We start from the raw sequence: 25392 nt of genomic DNA, 5'->3' as shown, positions 1-25392 counted from the left end.
ATTTTAATATAATGAAAAAGGGCCATATATGATGCTATGGCTCTTTTTCATTATATTAAATTGGACTTATACGTCTTTAAGTTCATATATTCAGCTAAAACCATTAGGTTTTACGAGCAGTTGATCTCCTAACTAACTTCATTGCTTCGGCCAAATTTTTTTAAAAACAGATGATAAAACCAAATAAAAAGAACTCTTTATATTGTTTTATTTGGTTTTTAGTAATAATTTATAATATACGCTTCATCATCTCAAATATAATTCCTGAAAATAAATTATACGAACTATGAGCTAATATAGCCGAAAAGAGACCATATTTTAAGAAAAGAATAGCATATACAATCCCAGGAATAAAATAGAATGAGAAATTCAATATACTAGGCTCATGTATCATTGCAAACACAAAACTTGTTGACAATATCCATACCCAAACATATTTAGTGTTTTTTTCTACAAATAAATTAAAATACAATTTATTTGACACATTAGAATACTCTTTCGCATTATTAGCCAGCCATAATAGCGCCGCATAAGGAACATATCTGAATACAAATTCCTCGTTAAATGGGACAATGATACTAACCAAAATACGTTCTCCTATCTCGCTTAAAACTCCAGGCGTATTAAACTGTGCTGATCCACCCCCTATCATTTCGCTCCCCATCCATGTTGGGATAAAACGCACAAAATTAAACGCAACTTGCATTCCTAGTGCTAACAATATTGGTAGTCCAATAGTTAAACGTTTTTTATTACTCAAATAGAAATAACCTGCAAAGTCACTTCTTAATTTGGGTATAGTAATCAAAAAAGCGAAAAACAATGTTAGTAGAATTAGTGATTCGACACCAAAACTTAATTTTAAAAAACCTAATCCAAGAAACTTATCACCACAAATCAAAAATGCAAACATACATACCCAAACAATAACCAGGATTGAACCTCTAAGTATCATATTCATAAAAGACAAAGAATCTCCCCCTCTAGCAAAAAATTAAACTTGCTTAAATAATATTCTACCTTAGAACTCCCATCTACTGGAAAATACCCCTTCACGTTTCTTTTGGAAGGGGTATTTATAGTTAAAATGATAAATTATCAACCATTTATATTTTAACACCTTTTCATTATGGCTTAGATTACTCCAATTGTTGTTTCATTTTCTTTTCATTCTCAGTTATAAGATTTATTAACTCTTTTTCTCTATCATTATAATAATTAGTTAGTGTTTCAAAACGAAGCTTAATTAGTTTTTCAAGACTGAGCTTTTTATGAGTATCAATTATTTCTTTCTCACTTAAGTAAGAAATATTATTCTTTAAGTTATAATGCTCTTTATTAATTACATCATTAATCTCCATATGAGCCTTTTTAATATCCATAAATAAATCTGCCCACTGCGTATTCAGACTGAAGTATTGATCAATCTTCCAATTTTCCCATTCTTTATATAGTTTTTCATACTCTTTATTAAGAGTTTGATATAATTCGTCGGCATTGCTTACTGTCGCGTAATTCCCTTTTCCTGCTTCTGCAGTATTCTTTAATTGCTGTTGCTCACTATTTTTCACATCAAATCCAATAATATTTACAACTGCATGAGTACTAGATTGGTTGAGATTTTTGGCAGCATTAACTGGATCTCCCCCACAAGTCTCTTCTCCATCACTCACAATATATACTACGTTTAGGTTTTCTTCTCCGGTATACTCTTTAAAATCATCATTTACAGACTCTATAGCGGATGCTAATGGCGTCCAACCCTTTGGACCAAATTTAGATAAAGCAGCATTGAATTGCTCCTTATTATAAGGCTGTAATGGATACATTATCTCGGAAGATCCACAGGATAAACTTTTATCATTTTCATTATTACTTCCTTTATGTCCATATACCCTTAACATTACATTGGCATTATCCGGAATCTTATCAAGATAGTTGTAAATAGCTTTCTTAGCTGCTTCCATTTTAACTTCACCATTAACTTTACCAGCCATACTCCCGCTTGCATCAAGTAAGATCTCCACATTCAGGGATTTAGCTTTTGGTTTTATAGAATGTACATTGTCATTATGTTGTTCTTTAATCGCTAATTCAGGAATAATTCCCTCCAGTTTACTTACAGCTTCTTTATAACTTTGCGCCTGTAATTTTAGTAATTGTACATATATTTGTTCTGCACTTAAATCTTTTGGTAATTTCATCAATTCCTGATCAAGTCCATTCATTTCTTCTGATGAGAGTGCCCTTTCCTGTGCGTATTTACCTGGTCCTTCTTGAATCATTAACGGAGCATTTGTAGCAAATAACGATTCATATGTCTTGGTATCCTCTTTTTTAAGTTCTTTTTTGCTGGTTTCCTTTTCAACTACTTCACTTTTTGGATCATTAGATTTAGAAGACGTAGTATCTGATTTTGAACACCCAGTAATAAATACACAGAACCCCAGTGTTATTCCAATTACATTAAATAATGCTTTCCCCACTTTAAAACCTCATTTCTTCCCCATATTTTCCTCTCACCTCATATTATCTATCTTTCATATTTTAACATCACAAACGATGTTATTTAAGATTTCAGGTAGGGAGTACACGTATTACGCCCTTGTATGAAGAATCTGCATTTATTAAGCTAGGTAAGCGATACACTAAGGCGTAGCTCCAACAAAACGCGAATTTCGTACGCTAAGCAAAATTTTATAAAGAAATAGCCAATTTCCTATACGTTAAGAAATTGACTTTTGGGATTTCTTTTAAATTAGAATTCTACAATTAGTAAAATAATCATTATTTACCCAATGGTTTGAATTGGTTTTCAGCTACATCAATAAAGTTAGTTTTAGCACGTTCAAACAATTCTTGGTTTCCATTCGAAATGTTTTCAGATAATGTTTGAGAGCAGTAATAAAGCTTTTCCATGATGTTGTAATAACGGTTATAATCATTCTGCTTCCCTTCAGCTACACCCCCATTAGGCATATCAACAACTAATCTTTTAAGGCTAGCTAAATTGGCGTGCATACCTTGTCTCCAAGCTGAGTCTTTTAAATCTGCACGTGTAAATTCGTCTTCAATATATCCAACAATTACAGCTACTTTTGATTTATGAATATTCAATGCATCATCTAAAGCAATAGCACTTGTTTTTACGTCTTCTTTTTGTTGCTTTTGTGCTTCTTGTTGTTGTTTAGCTTTTTCCTCTTCAGCTTTCTTTGCTTCTGCTTCTTGTTGTTGTTTAGCTTTTTCCGTTTCAGCTTTCTTTGCTTCTGCTTCTTGTTGTTGTTTAGCTTTTTCCTCTTCAGCTTTCTTTGCTTCTGCTTCTTGTCGTTGTTTAGCTTTTTCCTCTTCAGCTTTCTTTGCTTCTGCTTCTTGTTGTTGTTTAGCTTCTTCCTGTTGTTTATCCACTTCTTCTGATTCTTTAACTTCTTTCTTAACTTCTTGGGACTGTTTAGTCTCTTCCTTCTTAACTGGTTCTTCACTACTACAACCAACTAATCCAACAGATAACACTGCAACAAATCCGAATCCTTTAACTGCTTTAACTGCTACTTCTTTAGCTGTATGTAATTCCTTTTTCATTAATGGCTCCTCCTAGATTGGGTTACTTAACTTTTTTTTAAGTAAGGCGGTTCCTTACTCAATAGAATTTGATACAATTTTTTCACTTTATCTTTTGGAAGTGTTTTAGAAAGTAATTTGATATTGTTTTGCGCTCCGTAAATCCTCTTTGCATCTTCGAACTCGACTTCGAAGTTCTTTTTTTATCTCCTGAAAAGTGTGGCACCATACGCCCATTCAAAAACAAAAAGCTACCATCGAATTAAGATAGCTCATCCATTTCTACATTCTGATTTTAGCCCAACGCAACGCCTACAGCTGGTTAGAAGTTTATTTAAATGGTCTTAATCATATCCCAAGCTAAATTTTTTTGCCGCAAAACATAACGCTATAAAAATAGCCAAGTTACCGGAGCTATTATGTTGGAACCCGCTAACGCCGGGCTAAAATCAGAATTGTTTTGCCATATTTTTATTATATCATTAAATAATCAGATTTTTCTAAATAACATACTACATACTTCTCTTATTTTTATAGTTTCCTATATATCTGTGAATGTATACCTTTATAAACACCAATTTACTTTCCATATTTTTAAATAAGTATTTCTTCAATTAACGGGTGCTATTATTGAACAACATAAGTAAAAAAGGATCAATCTTTTTTATAAAAACCAATCTTAAATCTACTAGAAAAGCATCCGTTTTGATTAATCTTTTTTCAAAATGGATGCTTTTTATATATTGTAAAGTGCTGGCTTGTGGGGTATTTTTGATCAAACTTTATTTTAAAGCTACACTCGCCACATAATAAAAAGGTAGGAACATTTTGTACATATCAAATATGTTCCTACCTTTGATTTTATTGAGTTTAACATCTATGACCTAAATATAAAATGATTAACTCCTTTAAATAATGGTGAGCCTTGTCAAAAGTGCGCCAACTGTAGTGATATCAACAATAATAAATTCGCGGACATTCTAGAATTTGATGCTGCAAGTAATAATGGAGTGGAAGAAATACGGCAGATACGAGATCAGGTACATTTAGCACCGGTTACAGGAAAAAAATAAAGTGTACATTATAGATGAAGTGCATATGCGCATTTAATGCTCTATTAAAGACATTAGAAGAGCCGCCAGCACATGTTATTTTCATACTGGCTACAACAGATCCACAAAAAGCACCTAAAACTATCATTTCTAGATGCCAACAATTTGAATTTCGAAATATACCTCTTCAAGCAATGATTGAAAGGTTAAAATTCATCTCCCATGATCAAGGGATTCGGATTACAGACGAAGCATTACATTTAATATCTCAATTAGCTGAAGGTGGTTTAAGAAATGCTCTTAGCATAATGGACCAAGTAATGGCATACGCAACATATAATGTAATCCCCCTAAATATTTAAATGTTATCCGATTTTTTTGCTACCTGCTCTAAATTCACTTTTAAATGTAACCCAATTTTTCGTTATCAATTACTCTTTATTTTATATATACTGTTCTTTAGCTTAGGCTTCTTGTGTAACCGTACTTTGGTCCCATTAATATCTAAGTCAATTTTTTCTTCCTGTAAAGCCTCAATTTTCTCTTTATGTTCCTTTTCAATTCTATCTCTTTCTTCTTTTCTCTTAGTCGCTTTGGGACCAATTACGAACAGAATTAAGAATATACTCACCATGACAACAAAAGTAGTCACTAGTACCTCTCCCCCTTTGCCAAAACTTCATACAACAAAATTCTTTTTAATGTATTAGACTTAACTCAGAAATCTATAGGAGGACGAGCACTAGCATAATTACAGAGAAACATTATAGAAATTACCTGCACTATTCCTCCTTCTCCTTAGATAAAACAAGATTATAAATGACGCAGTAAGGCCGGTACTAGCAATGTCATTACAAATATAAAAATTGAACTATATCTCAAACTTGAACTCCATTTTCCATATTTGGGATGTTCAAACTTCTTATAAAGCATACCTAATGCTAAAGATATCAAAAACATTAATACAGCTGTTCCTAAAATTATAGAAGTAATTAAGCCCACCATATTACTCATAAAAGTTTGAAAATCAAAAGAACGTGTTGTCAACATTAACACTGGTAGAATCCTTATTAAAAGTATGAGGATAAATGAACCTACTCCTAAATATATAGATCTTTTTTTCCACTTTATATGTTTAAACCATAACGAAGCCCCAAAAACTAATAATGATATTAAAATTACTACAGAAAGTATAAGGAAAATAACATCAAAGAATGCAGGCACACTCGCATGGACTACACCATCTATTTTACCTCCCCCATCTTTTATTACATCACTGCCACCATTAAACAAAGAACCAAACCAGTCTACAATCCAATCGGTCATCCACGAAATATCGAATGGTAAATCTTCGGTTTTTGTTTGCGCAGGAGCAACTGAGTTGAAAATTTTCAAATTCTCCTCCCCCTTCATTAAAAATTACCCCCTTTACTTTAAGTATATAAATTTCCTTAACCAAAACTAAGAAAGTATTAAATCATCCTTAATTAAATAGAAGAACCACACTTATGAATAGAAATTTCATTTGTTACATTTGTACACTCGCTTTTTGATAACTATCCATTGCATTTAGCTTTGTCCCTATTTTGGAATAAGTAAAAAAGTACCCATCCAATTGTGATACACATAATAATTGGATGGGTACTTCATTACACATTCTTTATTCATTTTTATTGATATAGACGAGGTTTATACATTTCATGGTGATACAAACTATAGTACCCAATTAAATAATTTTTAAATATTACTACGTAATTCAATCGATTTAAGAAAATAAAATTTCACAAACCTTTGATGATAGCTTCTTGGTTTATCGAATAGAACATATGTATAAAAAACGCAGCATAATATCGGTTTTTCTAACCTTGTAAATGACTTAATATATATCTTTGCGTATTTATGTCTTGGCGTTTTAATGCCGTTACTAATTCTCGATTAACATCTGATACAGGTAATGGTTCTCCATATATATCAACTAATAATATACCGAACTTACTTAAAATCCGTATATTATTAAGATTCCTACTCTCTTGTGTATAACTAATGATATGGCGGAAATTAATCCCAAAACTTATCATAAACTAATGCTCCCTCTTCAATGTAAATAGATATTGATATACTTCTATTTATTCTCGAGGAATCTCTTGAAGCTTAATAAGCCCTATATATTTCTCAATACCATAACTGTATAAGCTCTCTCTTTTTCTACTATAGTGCTACGCCACTTCTTATAAGAAGTATTCAATAGACAACAATTGATAAATCAAAATCAAAAAAAGCATTAACGAAACTTGTACTGGCTTAGCTATACTTTTTCAAAATTAAAAGCATGTACATCATTATAATTCAGAATATTCTGTATATTAATGAAAAAAAACGTAGTTAAATTTAATTTATCTAATTCCTGTTATTATCAGAATAAGCCTTTACAGAGAAATGGGGGATATTATGACTGTTCAAGAAAAAAGTAATAAGCAATTGATGGAATTATTACATGAATGGTATAAAGAAATTCGTTTATATCATGTAAAAGAAGCAAAACAGATATATCTACAAGTAAAAGAACGTTTAAAGGAAATAGAAACAGACCAATATGTATCATTCTATTATTCCCTACTGAATTTTAGATATAAAGTCTTGGTAGATGGAATGAGTATTACAAAAGATTCTTTTAATCAAATAGAAAAACTCCCTAATATCAAAGAGGAATTTTCATTTTTAGCTTACTATTATTATTTCTTTAAGGCAATTCACTCTACAGTTTTAGCAAATTATACTGAAGCGAAAACACACTATGAAAAGGCAGAAGAACTTTTAATTAATATACTTGATGATGTAGAAAAAGCCGAGTTTGAGTATAGATTTTCAACTTACTGTTATCAATCTTATCAACCATTTGAAGCGATTCAACATGTCGTAAAAGCCAAAGAAATATACCGGAATCATGGAGGCTATGAAATTAATATTGCTTTATGCAACAATGTATATGGACTGGCTTGTATAGATCTAAGAGAATTTGAAAGAGCGGAAGAATGTCTCAATATGGTTATTGATGTTTGTAAGAAGTATGATGAAGAACAATTATTATTACGAGTACGATCCAATTTAGGCTGGTTATATAACATTCAAGATTTATATCCATTGGCGATTAGACAGAGTTCTGAAATTATAAATACCATACCGAACCATTTTAAAGCATTATTTGTCTTAGCAAGAGCATATTATAATTTAGAAGGAGTTGAAACAGCAAAAGCGTATATCAAGCAAGGAATAAAGTATACAAATGAATCAGGAAATGAGGAATATAAGCATCGTTTCGCAGTTTTAAATGAACTAATCACAGAACTACCTAGAATTAAACTAGAAAAAGTAGTTACTGATGCAATTTCTTATTTTGAAAAAGAGGACATGTGGGATTGTGTAAAAGAATATGCAGAGATTTTAGCACTCCAATTTTACGAGGCAAATAATCATGTTAAAGCGAGCAAATATTTCTATATTAGTAATAATGCTGATAAGAAACATTTGAGAAAAGGAGCGTTAAAGTAATGAAAAAAATAAAAAAAGTGTTATTGAGTATGGTAGTAGTAAGTGCATTAGCATGTAGCATGATTAGTTTAAATGTATCACAAAACTCTTCGTTTAATGGTGGAGATACGCCAGCACCAACAAAACCGATTGTCTCTAGCGGGGTATCTATTGATTAACGAAATACATTTTTCTTGCTTTTGAAATCAGAAAATTCAGCCTCTTAATCCTTAAAAAATGTTGGATAAAATATCGAACCCCTAGTCCGAAACACATTTGTTTCGGACTATTCACGTTCTTCTTTCAACTTTTCTATATAATTGTGAGCAAAATGAAAAATATTTAAAGATTCATTCATAGCGTGGTTCATGAATTCCCATTTAACCTTCAATGTCACAAGTGCTTAATTTCTTTTTTCGTTTTTTCTTAGTTTTCTTGATTCGATTATTTTTTTCACACACGTAAATAATCCTTAGCGCCTTCATTTTTTCCCCATCTCCTTTTTCAAAATAAAGAGGACACCAATTCTTAAAACACCTTTTATGGCTGCTTTAATGAATTAGTGTCCTCTAGTTTTTTAGCCGGACTATATCTTATTTCTTTTCATTTCCAAAAATTAAAATTCCCAAAAAATCCCTAACACATTTTTAACTTTTAATTAACTTGAAACATGTATTTTTTATAATTTTTATGCACCGATAAAATAAGCCCCATCATTATCATATTTGAAAATAGCGAACTTCCTCCATATGATAAAAAAGGTAGTGCAATTCCTTTTACCGGCATTATCCCAACAATCATACCAATGTTTTGGAAGATTTGTAGTGTTAAAACACTACTTGTCCCAGCACATAATAATGTACCAAACAGATTCTCTGCTGAATAAGCAATTATAGTTATTCGATATATAAGAAGTAACAGGACCAATACAACGATAGCTGCAATTATGAATCCACCTTCTTCAGCGATGGTAGCAAAAATAAAATCAGTATGTTTTTCAGGAATATATACACTACCTTGACCGAATCCTTTTCCATGTAATTCACCACTTCCAACAGCTAAAAGAGATTGTTGCGTTTGATATCCTTGATCTGCATTTTCAGCTGGATTTAGCCAACCTATAATGCGTGATTGTTGGTGCGGTTTTAACCTAGTAACTAATTCTTTAAAGAAAAAATCTGGATATTTTTTATATATAAATATTAATGTAGATAATATAGTTACCGGAATGACTGTACAAAATGCAATTAATTTCTTTTGAATCCCTGACATAAATAAAATACATGCAATAGATGCTGCGTATAAAAACACCATACCTGTATCTGGCTGACTGTATACTAAAGAAATAGGAGGAATCGAAACTAACATAATTTTTCCGACCAATATGAAATCAGTTTTATATGTCCGAATCATATATTTGGCGTTATGATTCACTACTAAATTGGCGACAAATATAATAAGTGCAATTTTGAAAAACTCCGATGGTTGAATTTGACCGATAACAGGAAATTGAAACCATCTTTTTGCTCCTAATTTAACGGGAGTAAACGTTGACTCCGGTAGTATTTTTAATATAACAATTGCCACAGACCCAACAATATACAATGGCCAAGAGAACTTTTGCCATTGATCCCAATCAATACTTGCAACAAATATTAACAGTACAAAACCAATTATATAGTTCCTACCTTGCTGCAATGCAAAGTTTGTGCTTCCATACTGACCAGTTTGTTGACTACTATAAATTGCAGCGGTACTAATAATACAAAACATGCATAAAATTAAAATTAGTTTTGTATCTAGACTCCTTAATAATACTATTATTTTACTCATGAAACCCTCCTGTAGTACTCAATAAATTCCACGCTCCATAATAATTACTAGTACCCTTTTTATAAGATTTTTTGTTATTCAAATGAAAATTACATTATTATGTTATAACGCGAAATTTTATTTTATCTAAACTTTCTCTTAAGGTTTCACTTTAAATAGTTAAAGTAATAATAAGTAAATCTTAATTTTTCCTAAACTAAAATGAACAAGTCCTTATTATCCAGAATTACTTTTCTTCTTTAAAACTTCCTCATTTCCTTTCGTTCCAAATAACTGTTTAAAAGCAAAATCAATACGTAAATTTACTAATTTAGTGGATATGGATTTTCTCTCCCTGTCTATATTCTTATTGTACATAAAAAAAGGTAGTACATTTAAACAGGCTCTTACGTTACCTCACATAAGAGCCTGCCTACATTGACAAAAAATTAATGGTTCTGAGCAAAAACAATTGCAAGTGACATCGTTTTTGTCCAGAACCTTTATTTTCATCTATTCTTTTTCTGGCCAAATTTTCGCGTTTGGTTCTAATAACCACTTGTGGTCTTCCTCCATGATACGATCATTCCATGGGTTATTCTCAAGATGTCGAATCATCCAACAAAAATACATTGCATATCCAGGCGCAGTTGCTTGCGGATGGTCTAGCTCACCCGGAATTGTAATAAAACTATTATGTACAACGCGATAAGCATCCTCACCAACCATTGCACATCCAAATCCCTGTGGCTTGTTAAAGCGATAATAATATACCTCCGGTTGATCATGGTGATGCGGTGGATAACTGGACCATCTCCCTGGATAAGAAATAACTTCTCCTACAACCATGTTAGAATATGCTGCATTATTATAGTCAAAAATTGTACGAATAACACGCTGCGCTGTTCCCTCCCATACTCCATCTCCAGCTACAACACTTTGACAATCATTTGGAGTATATAACTTTGACGCAAATTCTTGGTCATTATCTGTTTTTTGAACAAGCACTTCACTATCTGAAAGAGCAGTAATTGTAACCTTCACATTTTTAGCCACATGTAAACACCAAGGGTTTTCTTCAAAAACAGACTGTCTTTGAATAACTTGTTCCATTCCTTCCCACTCTAGACGTATTGTCCCTTCTAGTAAAAGTACTGCCGTTTCATTTTTATTATCAAATAGCAGCTCTTCTTTTCCATTAGACATCTTATATATGCCTATATCCATTAACATATCACTGCATTGACCGTTCATTTCTGTTAATACATTATACCCTTCATTTAATTCACCTAATTTTCCTAACACGGCTTTCTCCCCCTTTTAATTAATGGCTACTCTATCATTCTCTATCTTTGTCAGCTAACTAAATTATGAGTTCCTTCTATTAATTAATGAAGAAACCTTTTCTGGTTGTGCTTTGTTTTCACTTCCGAAAATGAGCATATGATTTTTAACGTTTTCGTATGCGGCCTCAATTACATCTTGATGATACATAAAGTAATCTGAATAAGGAGTATTTAGGACAACAGTGTTAACCGTAGAAACTATATTCTGAAACGTCGCTGTTGCTACATTAATTTTTCGAACACCATGTTGAATACATTGCTTGAAATCCTCTGGGCTAATGCCAGACCCACCATGTAATACTAAAGGAATATCGACTATCCCATTAATCTCCTGCAAGCGGTCTAATCGTAAATCAGGGTCTCCATTGTACATCCCGTGCGCATTTCCAATTGCAACAGCTAACGCATCAACGTCTGTTTCTTCAGCAAATCTTTTTGCTTCTTTAGTACTTGTCAGCATCATTTCAATATCTTCTGATCCGTCCTCACTACCACCTACTCTGCCAATCTCAGCCTCTACTGTCGCTCCGTACTGTTTCGCAAGCTCCACAACTTCTTTTGTCCTTTGGATATTCTCTTCTAACGGATAGTGAGAGCCATCAAACATAACCGAACTAAAACCAATTTCTAATGTCTCTTTAATTTTTTCAAACGTCATACCGTGATCAAAGTGAACTGCTACTGGAACAGTTGCTTTTTTCGCTGCAGCTACCATCAAAGGACCAATCATATGAATGGGCGAATGATTCAAACGAACTTCCGCAATTTGTAGAATGAGCGGGGAACGTAACTCTTCAGCTGCTTGAATAGCTCCCATTACCATTTCCATATTAGCGACACTAAAAGCTCCAACCCCATAATTCTCTTGATCTGCTTTAATTAAAATATCTTTCATTTGAACTAATGGCATTACATACTCCCCTATTTCAATATTATTTATTAAATGTAAAACCAACCGTCACGTCTTTTTACCCCTTTTGTAAGAAGACATGTTGATTACCATACCATTTACTTAGGGATAATCTTAAAATGCTTAAATTACAAACCTGCTTTTTCTTGTATAAATTTTCGAGCTTTTAATGCGTATTCAAAAGGATTCGCTAAAGCTGGGTCTTGCTCTGCTTCTACCACAAACCATCCTTTATACTCAGAGTTCGCAAGGGTATTAAACACTTCATCAAATACAATTACGCCATCTCCAGGAACTGTAAATGCACCATTCTTCACTGCCTGTAAGAAGCTTAAATTGTTTTCCTTTACAGCATCTACTACTTCCTGGCGAATATCTTTTAAATGTACATGTTTAATACGAGGTAAATATTTTTTCAAAACATAAAGCGGCTCTTCTCCTGAAAAAACAAGATGACCTGTATCAAAAAGTAGGGATACGAGCTCTGGATTCGTCATATCCATTAACTTTTCAATTTCTGCCGTTGTTTGAACACCCGTACCCATATGGTGATGGTATACAATATGTAGCCCCTTTTCCTGAGCTAATTTACCGAGGTGATGTAACCCATCCACTAGCTTTTCCCACTCTTCTTCTGTAAAAACGGGCTTGTTTTGAAATAGTGGTACATCCATTAAACCTTGAATACTATGCCCTTGTTCTGAAACAACGATGACTTTTGCACCCATGTCATGCAAGAAATCCCTATGCTTAATAAATGCTTCTACCGTCTCTTCAATCGGCTTCGTTGTTAAAAACGTACTAAACCATGCACTAGCAATCTCCAAGTTTCGTAATTCCAATGATTTTTTCAATACAACTGTATTTCTCGGATATTTATTCCCTACTTCACTTCCATTAAATCCAGCTAGTGCCATCTCACTAATACATTGTTCAAATGTATTTTCTGCTCCTAGCTCTGGCATATCATCATTTGTCCAAGCAATTGGTGCAATTCCAAGCTTAATTGTATTTTCTTTAAACATCCCCTTATCTCTCCTCTTTGCAAAATGTTATAGAATCTTGCCAAGTTCACTTAACTGTTCGTTAAAAAGAGAACTTCCTAGACAATATGCATGTAGATAAAAAGCTCTCTTTGTGTCCTAATCTAATATGATCTTGCCTTTTGCAAGTTACTTACTTTACTCTCATACGAAGCTTGTACACTTGGACTATTAGATACTTCTGCAACACCTACATGCCACCATGAATCGTATCCATTTGTCATTGTTTTTGGTAATACTTTAATATCAATTAATGTAGAAACTGTTTGTTTTTTCGCATCCTTAAGCGCTTCCTGTAATTGTTCCATTGATGTAACTTGATACGTTTTTACGCCATATCCAGCCGCGCTAGCTGCAAAATCTATTTTCATAATAGCCCCGTTTAATTTACGAGTTTCCTGGTTTCGGTAACGAAACTCTGTTCCGAAGCTCCCCATTCCATTACCCATTTGTAAGTTATTAATGCAGCCAAATCCAGAGTTATCAAACAATAAAACATTAATTTTTTTATTTTCTTGAAGACTTGTGACAAGCTCAGAATGTAGCATTTGGTAACTTCCATCCCCTACCATTGCATATACTTCTTTCGATGGTTCAGCTAGCTTTGCACCAAGTGCACCTGCAACTTCATAGCCCATGCAAGAGTATCCATACTCCATGTGATATGTATTAGGTTTTCTTGCTGCCCACATTCTTTGTAAATCACCCGGAAGACTTCCTGCCGCACCAACAATAATTGCATCTTCATCAAGTAATGTATTGATTTGTCCAATGACTGCGGTCTGTGTTAATTGTGTACCAAGTGCGTCTACATACTCATTTAAATTCTCATCGAAATGACCTTCAACTTCCGGCGTGAAACCTTGACCTGTAAAGCGAACATTATGTAGACGTTCTAATTCTGTTTCCCAAGCCTCTTTTGCATCATCAATTTCTACTGTGTAACTAGATTGATACTCAATTGCTTGCAGTTCATCTATTAGAGCAAGAAGTGCTTCTTTTGCATCTGCTATATTCTTTAATGCATCAAGCTTATTCGCATGGAATTCTGAAATGTTAATGTTTAAAAACTCAACCTCTTCATTCTGAAACAATTGTTTAGATGCCGTTGTAAAATCAGTAAATCTTGTCCCGATTCCAATAACAAGATCGGCTTCCTTTGCAATTGTATTAGCTGCTAAATTTCCAGTTACCCCAATGCCGCCAAGATTATACGGATGATTGCTTTCTATCGCGCTTTTCCCAGCTTGCGTTTCTCCAAATGGAATGCGGAATGCCTCAGCAAACTGTTTCAGTTCCTCTGCCGCTTCTGCGTATCTTACACCACCACCGCAAATCATAATTGGCTTTTTCTTTCTCTTAATCATTTCAACCGCATCCGCTAAGCTGGCTTTTGTAGGTAGGCGACGTTCAATACGATGAACACGCTTTTGGAAGAAGTAGCTTGGAAAATCCCACGCTTCCCCTTGGACGTCTTGTGGTAAACAAATTGTTACAGCACCTGTATCTGCCGGATTCGTTAAAACACGCATGGCTTGAATCATAGCTGTCATCAATTGTTCAGGACGATTTATCCGGTCCCAGTACTTACTTACTGCACGAAAAGCATCGTTCGTAGAAATAGATAAGTCATGTGTTTGTTCAATTTGTTGAAGAACAGGATCAGGTTGTCTCGTTGCAAATACATCACCTGGAAGTAGTAAAACAGGAATATTATTTGCAGAAGCTGTTGCAGCAGAGGTAATCATATTTGCTGATCCAGGACCAACAGAAGAAGTACATGCCATAATTTGTTTTCTATGTTTTTGTTTTGCAAAGGCCATCGCAGCATTTGCCATCCCTTGTTCATTTCTCCCTTGATATACTTCCAATTCCCCTGCATCTTCTTCTAAAGCTTGACCTAGGCCTACTACATTTCCATGACCAAAAATCGTAAAGATTCCCTTAATAAATTTTTGTTGCTTCCCATCAAACTCTACGTATTGCTGATTCAAAAATTTCACCAAAGCTTGTGCTGTCGTCATTCTAACAGTTTGCATATGATTTGCTCCTTTCTATCTCTATCCGTCATGCTGCATATGAAAAAGGAGTATCAGGAATTTGATAGACTCCTAATACTTCCTTCTTATGTTTTACTACTTCCGTTACTTTCGCTTACAAGCAACTAGAGAGATTCTACTTCTCTCTTTATGATTACTTTTCCCAACGAGATGTAAGCATTTTCTTTCTAGTATAAAACTCAACGCCGTCAGTACCATTCGCATGAAGATCACCATAGAAAGAGTCTTTCCAGCCAGAGAACGGGAAGAATGCCATTGGTGCTGGAACCCCAACATTCACACCTAACATACCAGATTCAATTGTTTCACGGAATTGACGTACACTTGCCCCGCTATCTGTATAAATGCAAGCTCCATTTGCAAACCGAGACTCATTGGCAATTTCAATCGCTTCATCCAATGATTTCACACGAACAATAGATAAAACAGGAGCAAAAATCTCATCTTGCCAGATTTTCATTTCTTTTGTAACATGGTCAAAAATTGTTGGACCAACGAAGTAGCCAGCTCCTTTTACAGCTGTATCTTCGCGTCCATCACGAACTAATGTAGCACCCTGCTCTACACCTGAATCGATGTAACCAATTGTACGCTCTTTATGGTTATCACGAATAACTGGGCCTAAAAATACATCTTCATCAAGACCATTGCCAATGACAATTTTATTCGCTTCTTCTACTAATCTATCAACTAATTGATCTGCAATTTCTTCTTCTACTGTAACAACAGAAGCAGCCATACAACGCTCACCAGCTGAACCAAATGCAGCACTAATAATTTGCTTTGTTGCTAGTTCAAGATTCGCATCATTTAATACAATGGAATGGTTTTTCGCACCCGCTAATGCTTGCACGCGTTTTAGGTTTTCTGTTCCTTTTTTGTATACATATTCTGCGACAGGCTGGGAACCTACAAATGAAATTGCCTTCACTAATTTATGTTCCAGAAGACCATTTACTACATCGTGTGCGCCATTTACGATATTTAATACACCTTTAGGTAAACCAGCTAATTCAGCTAATTCAGCTAATCTTGCTGCTAGAAGTGGTGTACGCTCTGAAGGTTTTAATACAAATGTATTACCACAAGCAATTGCAAGTGGGAACATCCAGCATGGAACCATCATCGGGAAATTAAATGGTGTAATGCCGCCTATAACACCAATTGGGTAACGATACATACCAGACTCAATACCTGTTGCAATATCAGGAAGCTGTTTTCCCATCATTAATGTAGGAGCACCTGCAGCAAACTCCACGCACTCAATACCACGAAGAACTTCACCGTAAGCTTCGTTATAGCTTTTTCCGTTTTCAATCGTAATAAGTTTCGCTAACTCTTCCCAGTTATCTACTAATAATTGTTGATATTTAAATAGAATACGAGCACGTTTTGGCACAGCTGTTTTGGACCAAGATTTGAATGCTTCATTTGCTGCTAATACAGCTTGTTCAACATCTACTTTTGTTGAAAGTGGTACCTGGGCGATTACTTCCCCTGTTGCTGGATTATATACAGCTTCCATCTTAGTTGAAATAGATTCTACCCATTCGCCGCCAATGTAGTTTTTTACAATTTGTGCTGTTTGTACTGTCATATTCATTCTCTCCCTTTTATGTAATGTAGAAGCGTACATAAGATACGCACTTACTTGATTACTCATTTATGATGTTTTTATACAATTTCCTCAGCCGTTTCCATGAATGCTGAAATCTCTGCCCTTGTTGGCATTGCATCCGAACAGCTATGTTTAGAAATAACAATCGAAGCAGAAGCACCACCTAATCGCATCGCCTGAGGAATTTCAAGCCCTTGCATTAGGCCATAAATAAACGCAGATGCATACGAGTCGCCAGCGCCAAACGTCTTTAATACCTTTGTTTTAAAGATACCGCCTCGGTGTGATTGGCCGTCTCTCGTATAAGCGATTGAACCATCCCCGCCGTGCTTAATTACGACGATTTTCGCATGATGAGAAAACCATCTTTCAGCTGTAACTTGGTCATTAGATTGTTCGTAGTTTAATAGTTTTTCCATCATATCGAACTCTTCACGCGTCCCAATAATGACATCAGATTTTTCAGCCGCTAGATTGTAATACACAGCCGTTTCAGCCTCTGATTGCCATGTATACGGGCGGTAATCAACATCAAAAAATACGACTACATCATGTTTACGCGCATATTCTAGCGCTAAAAATACCGCCTCGCGAGAAGGACTTTTCGCTAAAGCTGTTCCTGAAATTAAGAGAGCTTTTGATTGTTTAATATAGTCCTCAGAAACTTCTGTTGGATCAAGATTTAAATCTGCGACATTGTCGCGATACATTAAAATACTGCAATCTTCAGGGCTTTTAATTTCTGTGAAAGCTAAACCTGTCACTGCACCAGTACGATCAATACATATCTGATCTGTATTAATATTGTTATCCTTTAGGTACCCTGTAATAAAGCGGCCCATTTGATCATCGGACACTTTACCGATAAATCCTGTTTGTAAGCCAAGACGCGCCGCACCAATTGCGATATTCGCAGGAGATCCCCCCACATACTTAGTAAACGTTCTTGTTTCTTCCATAGGACGTTGTGTTTCATTGGCATTTAAATCAACGCATAAACGTCCAACTGCAATTAAGTCTAATGGACAATCTTCTTTAAAAATAAGTGGATTCATTATTTCTACCTCCCATGCTTTATGAAAGAGTGAATGATATGGTTCATATTTTTTATAAACCTACTATTCATAACTCTTTATCTTTCTAGAAGTAAGCGCTCTCTTTATTGATTTAATGCAGGCTGTTTATGTTCAATTTGAACAGGTTTTCCTGTTAGTAATGATTCCTTCGCAGCTTTCGCAATTCTTTCTGCCTGTAACCCATCATTACCACTGCAAATAACAGCTTGTCCTTCTATAATTGACTTTGTAAATTGTGTTACTTCTTCAATGTAAGCCTGCGTGTACCGCTCTAAGAAGAAATAAAGCGGCTTATCTTTTACAACACCTTCTGTTTTTGAAACTTGTACTGTTGTCGGGCAACAATTATCCGCAGTGACCGCCCCTTTTTCACCAAATACTTCAAGACGCTGATCATATCCATAAACAGCTTGGCGGCTATTATCAATTACGCCTAAAGCTCCATTCGCAAATTTCAATGTGACTATTGCTGTATCAACATCATTTACTTCCTGAATGGATGGATCAATTAATGTTGTGCCATATGCAAATACTTCAACGACTTCACTATTCATCACATAACGAGCCATATCAAAATCATGAATCATCATATCCATAAACAATCCACCTGAAGAGCGAACATACTCTATACTTGGCGGTTGTGGATCGCGTGACGTAATTTTTAAAATATGTGGGTGTCCTACTTCTCCATGTTGAATAAGATCATAGACTTTCCTGAAGTTAGGATCGAAACGACGATTAAAACCTACTTGAAGAGATACCCCTTGTTCTTTTACTACTTCTAATGCATCTAATGTTTCTTCTACTGAGAAACTAACAGGTTTTTCGCAGAAAATATGTTTTTTCGCAAGAGCCGCTTCTTTTATAATTTGCGCATGTGTATTTGTTGGTGAACATATAAAGACAGCATCAATTTCTGGATCTGCTAATAAATCCTGATAGTTTGTAGTCAGAGTGGAAATCCCTTTATCCTCGGCCCACTTTTCCAGATGACTAATCACAACATCTGAAACCGCTTTAATTTTCACTTGTGGCATCAGCTGCAAATTATCAACATGTAGTTTCCCAATTCGTCCAGCCCCAATAATTCCAATCGTTAATACATTCATATGATTTCTCCCTCTTTATTTAAATTTAAGAAAAAAATGAAAGTCTATAAGGTTTAGCACATCAAATTCAGTTAAGCGCTTTCCCTATTTTTCTTCATTATACACACTTGATTCTAAATTGAAAACATTTTTATTTTTTTGAATACTTTTCTTTTTATTCGAATTTCAAATTTCGTAAGTAAACGTACTACGTCCATATACAAATTAATAATTAGAAACAAATAATCTAAACCGCTACAAAAATAATCTTTTAAAATACTGATATAACAAGGGAAGATAAGCCTTTTAATTAGTAAACCCCATCTATAAGGTATTCCTTTCTTTTCATACTCATTATTATTTTATTGTCCAATAAGTAAATAGAATGCCCTTATAAAAGAAAGTTGTAAATTGTCAAAAAATTTCATTGACGACCCTATTATGTAAGCGTATACTTTTTTTATCAAAAAGAATTAAGCGCTTAACCAAAAAATAACTTATCGGTGGTGGGAGAATGAACGCAATGAGTTCAAACAAAACATTTATGGACAAGGTTGGCATCCCTTCTAATTTAACTTGGGGATACATAGGGATTATTGTTTTTATGATTGGGGATGGTTTAGAACAGGGATGGTTATCCCCTTATCTCGTTGAAAAAGGACTAACGCTAGAACACGCTGCTTTCTTGTTTACTATTTACGGAATTACTGTATCTGCTTCTTCTTGGTTTTCAGGGGTATTTGTACAAATGTGGGGACCAAGAAAAGTCATGACGTTTGGTTTAGTATCATTCATTTTAGGTTCAATTGGGTTCATAGGTATAGGAATTCAACATATGAATTATCCCGTAATATTAATTTGTTATGCCCTACGAGGGTTCGGTTATCCTTTATTTGCTTATTCTTTTCTAGTTTGGGTATCTTACAGTACTCCTCAGCAAATGCTTTCAAGAGCAGTTGGCTGGTTCTGGTTCGTATTCCAGCTTGGCCTCAGTGTTATAGGGGCCTTTTATTCTAGCTATATGGTTCCTAAAATCGGAGAAATCGCTACATTATGGAGCGCTTTAATTTTTGTTGTCATCGGGGGATTGTTCTCAATTGTTGTAAATAAGGACAGATTTAAAGCACAAACCGTAAGCGCTAACAAATCAAGTGAGTTACTAAAAGGCATTACCATCGCATTTGAAAATCCTAAGGTTGGTATAGGCGGTATTGTAAAAATTATAAATTCGGCCGCTCAGTTTGGATTTGTTGTTTTCCTGCCTACTTATATGATGAAATATAATTTTACGATGACTGAATGGCTTCAAATTTGGGGTACTCTATTCTTTGTAAATATGGTGTTTAATATTATTTTTGGTATTGTTGGAGACAAGTTTGGTTGGGTAAATACAATTAAATGGTTCGGAGGAGTCGGTTGCGGAATTGTAACTCTTGCACTCTATTATGTACCTCAAATGGTGGGGCATAATTATTGGGCTATATTATTTGTTGCCTGTTGCTACGGAGCAACACTCGCCGGTTATGTACCTCTTACAGCTTTAGTTCCATCTTTATCTCCTGAAAATAAAGGAGCTGCAATGTCTGTCTTAAATTTAGGTTCAGGATTATCAGCATTTGTTGGACCATTAGTAGTAACTGCCTTCATCGGTCCTTTAGGTGTTGGCGGCGTGATGTGGATCTTTGCTGGCTTGTACTTCTTTGGCGCATTTTTAACTCATTTCCTGACTATTCCAAAGGAAAATAAGATGAAACAGGATTTAAATACGAAAAGCGGCGAGCAATTCTCAGTATAAGTTCTTAATAATAAAGAAGGTCATCATAACTGCACATGGTTACGATGACCTTCTTTTCGTTACATTCAAATAGGTTATCGAAAATGCTAACATGTAATATCCTTTACTGATGATCGCTCTACTAATTGAGGAATAATAGTAATTTTTTGCTTAGCGTGTTCCTTCATTTCCATCGTTTTTAAGAGTTGTTCAAACGTACAAGCTGCCATTTGTGTAATTGGCTGTTCAATCGTCGTTAACCCAGGATCTGCAATCTCAGCATAGATTGTATTATCAAATCCGATAATTGATAAATCTTCTGGAATCGAAAGCCCTTGTTTTCTTGCTTCATTCATTAGGCATATAGCAATTAAATCTGTACAAGCAAAAACGGCAGTAGGCCTGTTAGGCAAACGAAGTAATTCCTTACTTGCACGTTTACTATCTTCCACTGTCGAATAGCAACTAATGATAGCATCGTCATCTAACGAAATTCCTGAATCCGTAAGAGCTTGTTTGAAACCAGTCAATCTCCCCAAGCTACTTTTTCTATCCTTCTCCATCATAATCGTTAAAGATGTATGGCCTTTCTGCGTTAGATAACTTCCAGCTAGATAGCCTCCCCTCATATCATCAGTTGTCACAACATGAGTCGTGATGGAAGGGTGATCTACAGTGAATAGTACTAGTGGCAAATCTCGATTCACGATTTTTTTTACAAGTTTATAATCATTTAGCTCCGTTGCAATAATAATGCCATCTACTTGCTTTTTAAATAATAAATCAATGTATTCATGCTCACGTTTTGTTTGATGGTCTGTACTACATAAAATGAGTGTATACCCTGATTCTCGTGCACTATTTTCAAAAGCTCTTGCTACTTCTGCAAAAAAAGGATTTGAGATATCTGGGACAAGTACCCCAATCGTATATGTTTTTTTACCTGTTAACGCTGCCGCTACACTACTTGGCTGGTAATCTAGTTCATCCATTACCTGATTTACTTTTTTTATTGTTTTTTCACTAATACGCCCTGTTTGATTAATCACCTTAGATACAGTTGCTATTGATACACCTGCTTTTTCTGCAACATCATAAATTGTTGGTTTCACTTTAATTGTCCCTTCTTAATCATCTTTTTCTATATTTTATCATAAATATATTTTGCTTCTTGATACACAAAAGGAAATCCTTTAAAATTTGTAAGCATTTTTATTTTCAGACGTAGTTTTTCTCATTTACGTAATAAATTGTTCCCAGTGGATAATTTAACTGCTCAGCCCCTAATTGAATGGGAGTAATTAAAAAAAGCCTTAGATTCCTCTATCTAGATCGGAATGCACGGCTTTCTTTGGAAATGATATTGGATTTTTATTTATTTTTACTCAGATAATAATTTCCATACATGAATATTAACTAAACAGTTAATGATTATAAAATTTAGTGATAATCTTTGGTATCATTTAAGAGTTCTATATATTCTTTCATTTCATATCGTTGTAATTCATAATTTATATGTTCATGTCCCTGTTCAATGAAGCTATTAGATTCAAAAAGATTTATTTCATCCAATATTGGATTTAGATCTTTTGTAAATTGCAAGACTCGATTCAAATTTTTGGTAATATCTCTTGGTAATACACTAATAAAATCATCGAATCTATAATGTGTAAACCTTATATTTTTATTGCAGCTTTTCCAATTTGTATTTGCTTCTGGTGTATTTGTTAGTAATAATGAAAAAGCGGTATACCAAATTTCTGTATTTCCGCAATAGTCGATATTTCAAATATAAAGATGATAGCATTTGGTCGTAATCAAAATAAAACAAAAAGAGGACGTATATATCACGTCCTCTTTTTGTTTTAGATATGCTCACCATGATCAATATAAGTATCGCCGTATTCGTATGCCGGCGCAGGTGGTCTACCGTGATCAAAATCGGCCACATTAGAAATATAATCTGGTCTTTGTGGTGCAGGTGGTCTACCATGATCAGCTTGTGATGTAAAAGATTCTGTAAAACTTCCAATAGTTAAAACAGCAGCAAAACTAACAAATCCCATTAGTACTTTTTTCATTTTAACGCACTTCCCTTCTGAAGTAATTCTTTAGCATCATAAGATATATTAAAATATTGGCTAGCTTTCTCATGATTCCCTTCTTGATAAAGTTTTTTCGCTAAAATTCCAGAGTACTCTTCCATAAATCCATAAAGTTTTTGAGATTCAAAGTAATTCAGACCATCTTTAATAGCTGTCTCTAAACTCTGCTTATAATTTTCATCGTATTGCGCTCGAAGTATTCGGAAATGATGTGTATATTCAACATCAGCTAAATCAAAACCTTGAATCAAAAATTCTTGCGCTTTCTCAATTTCGTTTAATTTGAAATGTTCTCGAGCCAATAAGAACACAGTTTTATGATAAGGTCTCTCAGATTTATAAACATCCATTAAATGTCGAATTGCAGTTGCGGATATACCTTGTTTTGCATAAAGAAAACCTAAGTTGTATTGAATTAAGGTAATTAGTCGAGTGCAGTTATGTTTTCTTGCCATATCTAAACACTTAACAAAAAGTTCTTCTCCTTGTTCAAACTGACTTAAAGTAACACTTGCCAATCCCAGGATTGTATCGCATTCAATTTGATTTATTACATAGTCTTCATGCTTTTTGTATATGTCTTTTGCTTTCATGACATGCTTAATTGTTAATAAAGGCTGTTGAAGATGATAATATAATTCACCAAGTTTATAATTAAATTCAGCTTTTTCAATGTCGCTAGGAATATACTCTAAAAGTCGTTCAGCTTCTTCAAATTGTTCCATAGCTTCCATATAGTTAGCAATCATAGTGTTATGCACAGCTTTATAGAAATGGTAGTAGTATTTTAAATACTCATCAATAGTTTTTGTTGTAAGTTTTTCAACTGCATCAAAATCACTACGAGTTACATATGATTTATTTATTAACACTTTATAACTATAATCCAATAGAGAATAATACAATAAGAGATTTTGATCTTGTAGATCTCGATTTTGTTCGACCATTAAGACACTAATCTTTTCATCAACTTCTTCTTTCATTCTTGTCGCTTTTGTTATTTGTTTAGATAAAATAACTTTATACCATTCGTTTAATAATTTAGTAACTTTTTCATTATTCAGAATTATCATATCATAATCTCCTTTATTCAGTTTATATAAAAACAATCATAACAAAGTTTAATTGTAATAAGTTGTAAAAAACAAATTTATAAAAAATATTTTCAATATTCCTACATTATTTTATCAATTGACGAAAATTTATCGGTAAATCGTTAGATTGTAAAGAAAGAATTACCTATATAAAACTAATCGTAATGCTAGTAATGGTATTGTGTGAACCCTATTTGTCGAAATATTTATGGAAAATATTTGGTTGTTAAGTATTTATTTTCCATACTTTAAGAGTTAACATTTAACTATGCTAACAAATAAAGGTAAATTAGCATGGTATTTTCTTAATTAATATTTTAGGAGGTATGAAAAATGAAAAAGATTAGTAGCGTTTTAAGTGTTGCAGGATTATCTCTTGCTATATTCGGAGGAGGAACAATTGCAAGTGCATCTGAGGGTAACACAGCTGATTCTACTGTAAAAAAAGGTAATGTATTAGATTTATCAGATCAATCGAATGTACAAATGAGTGAGGTATTAACGTTTGGGGAACTTGTTAGTCAAATTGCTGCAGATACCAATAAACCTAGAGAAGAAATTTCTCAGCAACTCATGACTCAAGGGAAAGCTCGTGGACAATCATCTGCTGCAACACTTGCCGCTACGTACAGAACACTAACAACCAATTTTTCAGTAACACCTTTCTATAGCCCTTCATTAAGGTTTTATTGTGAAACAAATGAATGGGGTGGTAGCTTCAGGGGTATTAAGGAAATAAAACATATTAATATGAATAGAGATGCAAATGGTCTTTCTAAAACGTTCAGTGGTACAGTTCAAGCGAATTTAGAGGATCCTAACAGAATTTTCTATATTGTTAATGGTGATTTTCATAATAATGGTACAACTACTTTTAATGGCAATGTATCCATTACTGTAGGGAAGACAGGAAGTGTAGGTTTTAATGCATCTTATGCGACGAGTCACTATAAATATATTTATAAAGAAGGATATGTATATTTTTAAAGTTGATAAATTTTTAAATGATCGATTACTTCTTAATTACATGTTAAGTTCATTATACATGCTAATTTAATGGAGGTGATCTCTCTGCAACCTAAATATATTCTGTTCATTCAAATTCTAATAGGAATACTAATAATCATGGCACCAATTATTATTACTGGTGAATTATATGATGTTTCAAAGACTATGGGTGATTTGCTAGTTGCCGAATTAATTATAAGAACACTTTCTTTCATAATAGGACTTGTAGTTATTAGTAAAGCGTTTGAAAAGTATTCTAAATAGTTATTAGTATGTTGTTTTCTACCAATTTATAAGAAAAAGGGTTATTCATATTGAGT

Annotated in this window: 22 protein-coding genes and 1 pseudogene; 6 read left to right on the top strand and 17 right to left on the bottom strand. The window is 33.9% G+C overall.

Translation table 11 applies throughout. The features are described 5' to 3' along the window. Positions 1-229: 229 nt before the first annotated feature. The 3 genes from ACTFRU_RS21280 to ACTFRU_RS21270 all read right to left on the bottom strand — a co-directional run bounded on the left by ACTFRU_RS21280 (position 230) and on the right by ACTFRU_RS21270 (position 3579). Positions 230-961 carry a CPBP family intramembrane glutamic endopeptidase gene (locus ACTFRU_RS21280; RefSeq protein WP_239660601.1) on the bottom strand — a complete coding sequence of 244 codons (732 nt, stop codon included), beginning with the start codon at positions 959-961 and terminating at the stop codon, positions 230-232. Between the two features lie 178 nt (positions 962-1139). Continuing rightward, the gene (locus tag ACTFRU_RS21275; protein WP_440037836.1) at positions 1140-2486 is read right to left on the bottom strand and encodes a VWA domain-containing protein; all 1347 of its coding nucleotides are present in this window, start codon (positions 2484-2486) and stop codon (positions 1140-1142) included. Positions 2487-2787: 301 nt separating this feature from the next. Further along, on the bottom strand, positions 2788-3579 hold the full coding sequence (locus ACTFRU_RS21270) for a hypothetical protein (RefSeq protein WP_440037835.1): 792 nt from the start codon (positions 3577-3579) through the stop codon (positions 2788-2790). 878 nt (positions 3580-4457) lie between these two features. On the opposite strand from ACTFRU_RS21270, the pseudogene ACTFRU_RS21265 reads away from it, so the two are divergent. Then, positions 4458-4954 (top strand): annotated as a pseudogene (locus ACTFRU_RS21265) (DNA polymerase III subunit gamma/tau); the annotation flags it as partial. A gap of 83 nt (positions 4955-5037) precedes the next feature. Here the strand turns inward: ACTFRU_RS21265 and ACTFRU_RS21260 are convergent. From ACTFRU_RS21260 to ACTFRU_RS21250, 3 genes are all read right to left on the bottom strand, one after another. Next, positions 5038-5262, bottom strand: coding sequence for a hypothetical protein (locus ACTFRU_RS21260; protein ID WP_440037834.1), 225 nt, complete (start codon positions 5260-5262; stop codon positions 5038-5040). Positions 5263-5423: 161 nt separating this feature from the next. Further along, positions 5424-6023, bottom strand: coding sequence for a hypothetical protein (locus tag ACTFRU_RS21255; RefSeq protein WP_017658211.1), 600 nt, complete (start codon positions 6021-6023; stop codon positions 5424-5426). Positions 6024-6469: 446 nt separating this feature from the next. Continuing rightward, positions 6470-6688 (bottom strand): hypothetical protein, encoded by a 219-nt coding sequence (locus ACTFRU_RS21250; protein WP_440037833.1) that lies wholly within the window; start codon positions 6686-6688, stop codon positions 6470-6472. Between the two features lie 370 nt (positions 6689-7058). On the opposite strand from ACTFRU_RS21250, the gene ACTFRU_RS21245 reads away from it, so the two are divergent. Both ACTFRU_RS21245 and ACTFRU_RS21240 read left to right on the top strand, forming a co-directional pair. After that, positions 7059-8159: a hypothetical protein gene (locus tag ACTFRU_RS21245; RefSeq protein ID WP_440037832.1), complete on the top strand. Its 1101-nt coding sequence runs from the start codon at positions 7059-7061 to the stop codon at positions 8157-8159. Next, entirely contained in the window at positions 8159-8317 is a 159-nt protein-coding gene (locus ACTFRU_RS21240; RefSeq protein ID WP_000721407.1) for a Phr family secreted Rap phosphatase inhibitor, read from the top strand. Before ACTFRU_RS21245 ends, ACTFRU_RS21240 begins: the two co-directional genes overlap by 1 nt. 475 nt (positions 8318-8792) lie before the next feature. Here the strand turns inward: ACTFRU_RS21240 and ACTFRU_RS21235 are convergent, their stop codons facing one another. From ACTFRU_RS21235 to iolG, 8 genes are all read right to left on the bottom strand, one after another. Continuing rightward, on the bottom strand, positions 8793-9971 hold the full coding sequence (locus ACTFRU_RS21235; RefSeq protein ID WP_048538690.1) for an FtsW/RodA/SpoVE family cell cycle protein: 1179 nt from the start codon (positions 9969-9971) through the stop codon (positions 8793-8795). 492 nt (positions 9972-10463) lie between these two features. Then, positions 10464-11255, bottom strand: a complete 792-nt coding sequence (locus ACTFRU_RS21230; protein WP_173602591.1) for a 5-deoxy-glucuronate isomerase — start codon at positions 11253-11255, stop codon at positions 10464-10466. A 63-nt stretch (positions 11256-11318) separates the two neighbouring features. Further along, a complete protein-coding gene (locus ACTFRU_RS21225; protein WP_440037831.1) occupies positions 11319-12206 on the bottom strand; it encodes a class II fructose-bisphosphate aldolase in 888 nt (295 codons plus the stop codon). A 128-nt stretch (positions 12207-12334) separates the two neighbouring features. Beyond that, positions 12335-13231, bottom strand: coding sequence for a myo-inosose-2 dehydratase (gene iolE / locus ACTFRU_RS21220; protein ID WP_440037830.1), 897 nt, complete (start codon positions 13229-13231; stop codon positions 12335-12337). 122 nt (positions 13232-13353) lie between these two features. After that, positions 13354-15288 carry a 3D-(3,5/4)-trihydroxycyclohexane-1,2-dione acylhydrolase (decyclizing) gene (gene iolD / locus ACTFRU_RS21215; RefSeq protein WP_440037829.1) on the bottom strand — a complete coding sequence of 645 codons (1935 nt, stop codon included), beginning with the start codon at positions 15286-15288 and terminating at the stop codon, positions 13354-13356. A gap of 154 nt (positions 15289-15442) precedes the next feature. Next, the gene (locus ACTFRU_RS21210; RefSeq protein ID WP_069604473.1) at positions 15443-16906 is read right to left on the bottom strand and encodes a CoA-acylating methylmalonate-semialdehyde dehydrogenase; all 1464 of its coding nucleotides are present in this window, start codon (positions 16904-16906) and stop codon (positions 15443-15445) included. A 77-nt stretch (positions 16907-16983) separates the two neighbouring features. Next, on the bottom strand, positions 16984-17982 hold the full coding sequence (iolC, locus tag ACTFRU_RS21205; protein ID WP_033659598.1) for a 5-dehydro-2-deoxygluconokinase: 999 nt from the start codon (positions 17980-17982) through the stop codon (positions 16984-16986). A gap of 104 nt (positions 17983-18086) precedes the next feature. Next, positions 18087-19112, bottom strand: coding sequence for an inositol 2-dehydrogenase (gene iolG / locus ACTFRU_RS21200; protein ID WP_109736949.1), 1026 nt, complete (start codon positions 19110-19112; stop codon positions 18087-18089). A 493-nt stretch (positions 19113-19605) separates the two neighbouring features. Here iolG and ACTFRU_RS21195 point away from each other — a divergent pair, with 493 nt between their 5' ends. Continuing rightward, positions 19606-20886: an MFS transporter gene (locus ACTFRU_RS21195; RefSeq protein WP_139849318.1), complete on the top strand. Its 1281-nt coding sequence runs from the start codon at positions 19606-19608 to the stop codon at positions 20884-20886. An 86-nt stretch (positions 20887-20972) separates the two neighbouring features. Here the strand turns inward: ACTFRU_RS21195 and ACTFRU_RS21190 are convergent, their stop codons facing one another. The 3 genes from ACTFRU_RS21190 to ACTFRU_RS21180 form a co-directional block, all read right to left on the bottom strand. Next, entirely contained in the window at positions 20973-21977 is a 1005-nt protein-coding gene (locus ACTFRU_RS21190; protein ID WP_440037828.1) for a LacI family DNA-binding transcriptional regulator, read from the bottom strand. 753 nt (positions 21978-22730) lie between these two features. Next, on the bottom strand, positions 22731-22946 hold the full coding sequence (locus ACTFRU_RS21185) for a hypothetical protein (protein WP_000757098.1): 216 nt from the start codon (positions 22944-22946) through the stop codon (positions 22731-22733). Beyond that, the gene (locus ACTFRU_RS21180; RefSeq protein ID WP_440037827.1) at positions 22943-24043 is read right to left on the bottom strand and encodes an aspartate phosphatase; all 1101 of its coding nucleotides are present in this window, start codon (positions 24041-24043) and stop codon (positions 22943-22945) included. Before ACTFRU_RS21180 ends, ACTFRU_RS21185 begins: the two co-directional genes overlap by 4 nt. A gap of 354 nt (positions 24044-24397) precedes the next feature. On the opposite strand from ACTFRU_RS21180, the gene ACTFRU_RS21175 reads away from it, so the two are divergent. Next, a complete protein-coding gene (locus ACTFRU_RS21175) occupies positions 24398-25051 on the top strand; it encodes a hypothetical protein (protein WP_098282866.1) in 654 nt (217 codons plus the stop codon). Between the two features lie 69 nt (positions 25052-25120). Next, the gene (locus ACTFRU_RS21170; RefSeq protein ID WP_033667167.1) at positions 25121-25336 is read left to right on the top strand and encodes a hypothetical protein; all 216 of its coding nucleotides are present in this window, start codon (positions 25121-25123) and stop codon (positions 25334-25336) included. Positions 25337-25392: the final 56 nt, after the last annotated feature.

The organism is Bacillus cereus group sp. MYBK220-1, from assembly GCF_051916445.1.
In the GTDB taxonomy this organism is placed as follows: domain Bacteria; phylum Bacillota; class Bacilli; order Bacillales; family Bacillaceae_G; genus Bacillus_A; species Bacillus_A cereus.
This window is presented reverse-complemented; position numbering and strand designations above follow the sequence as displayed.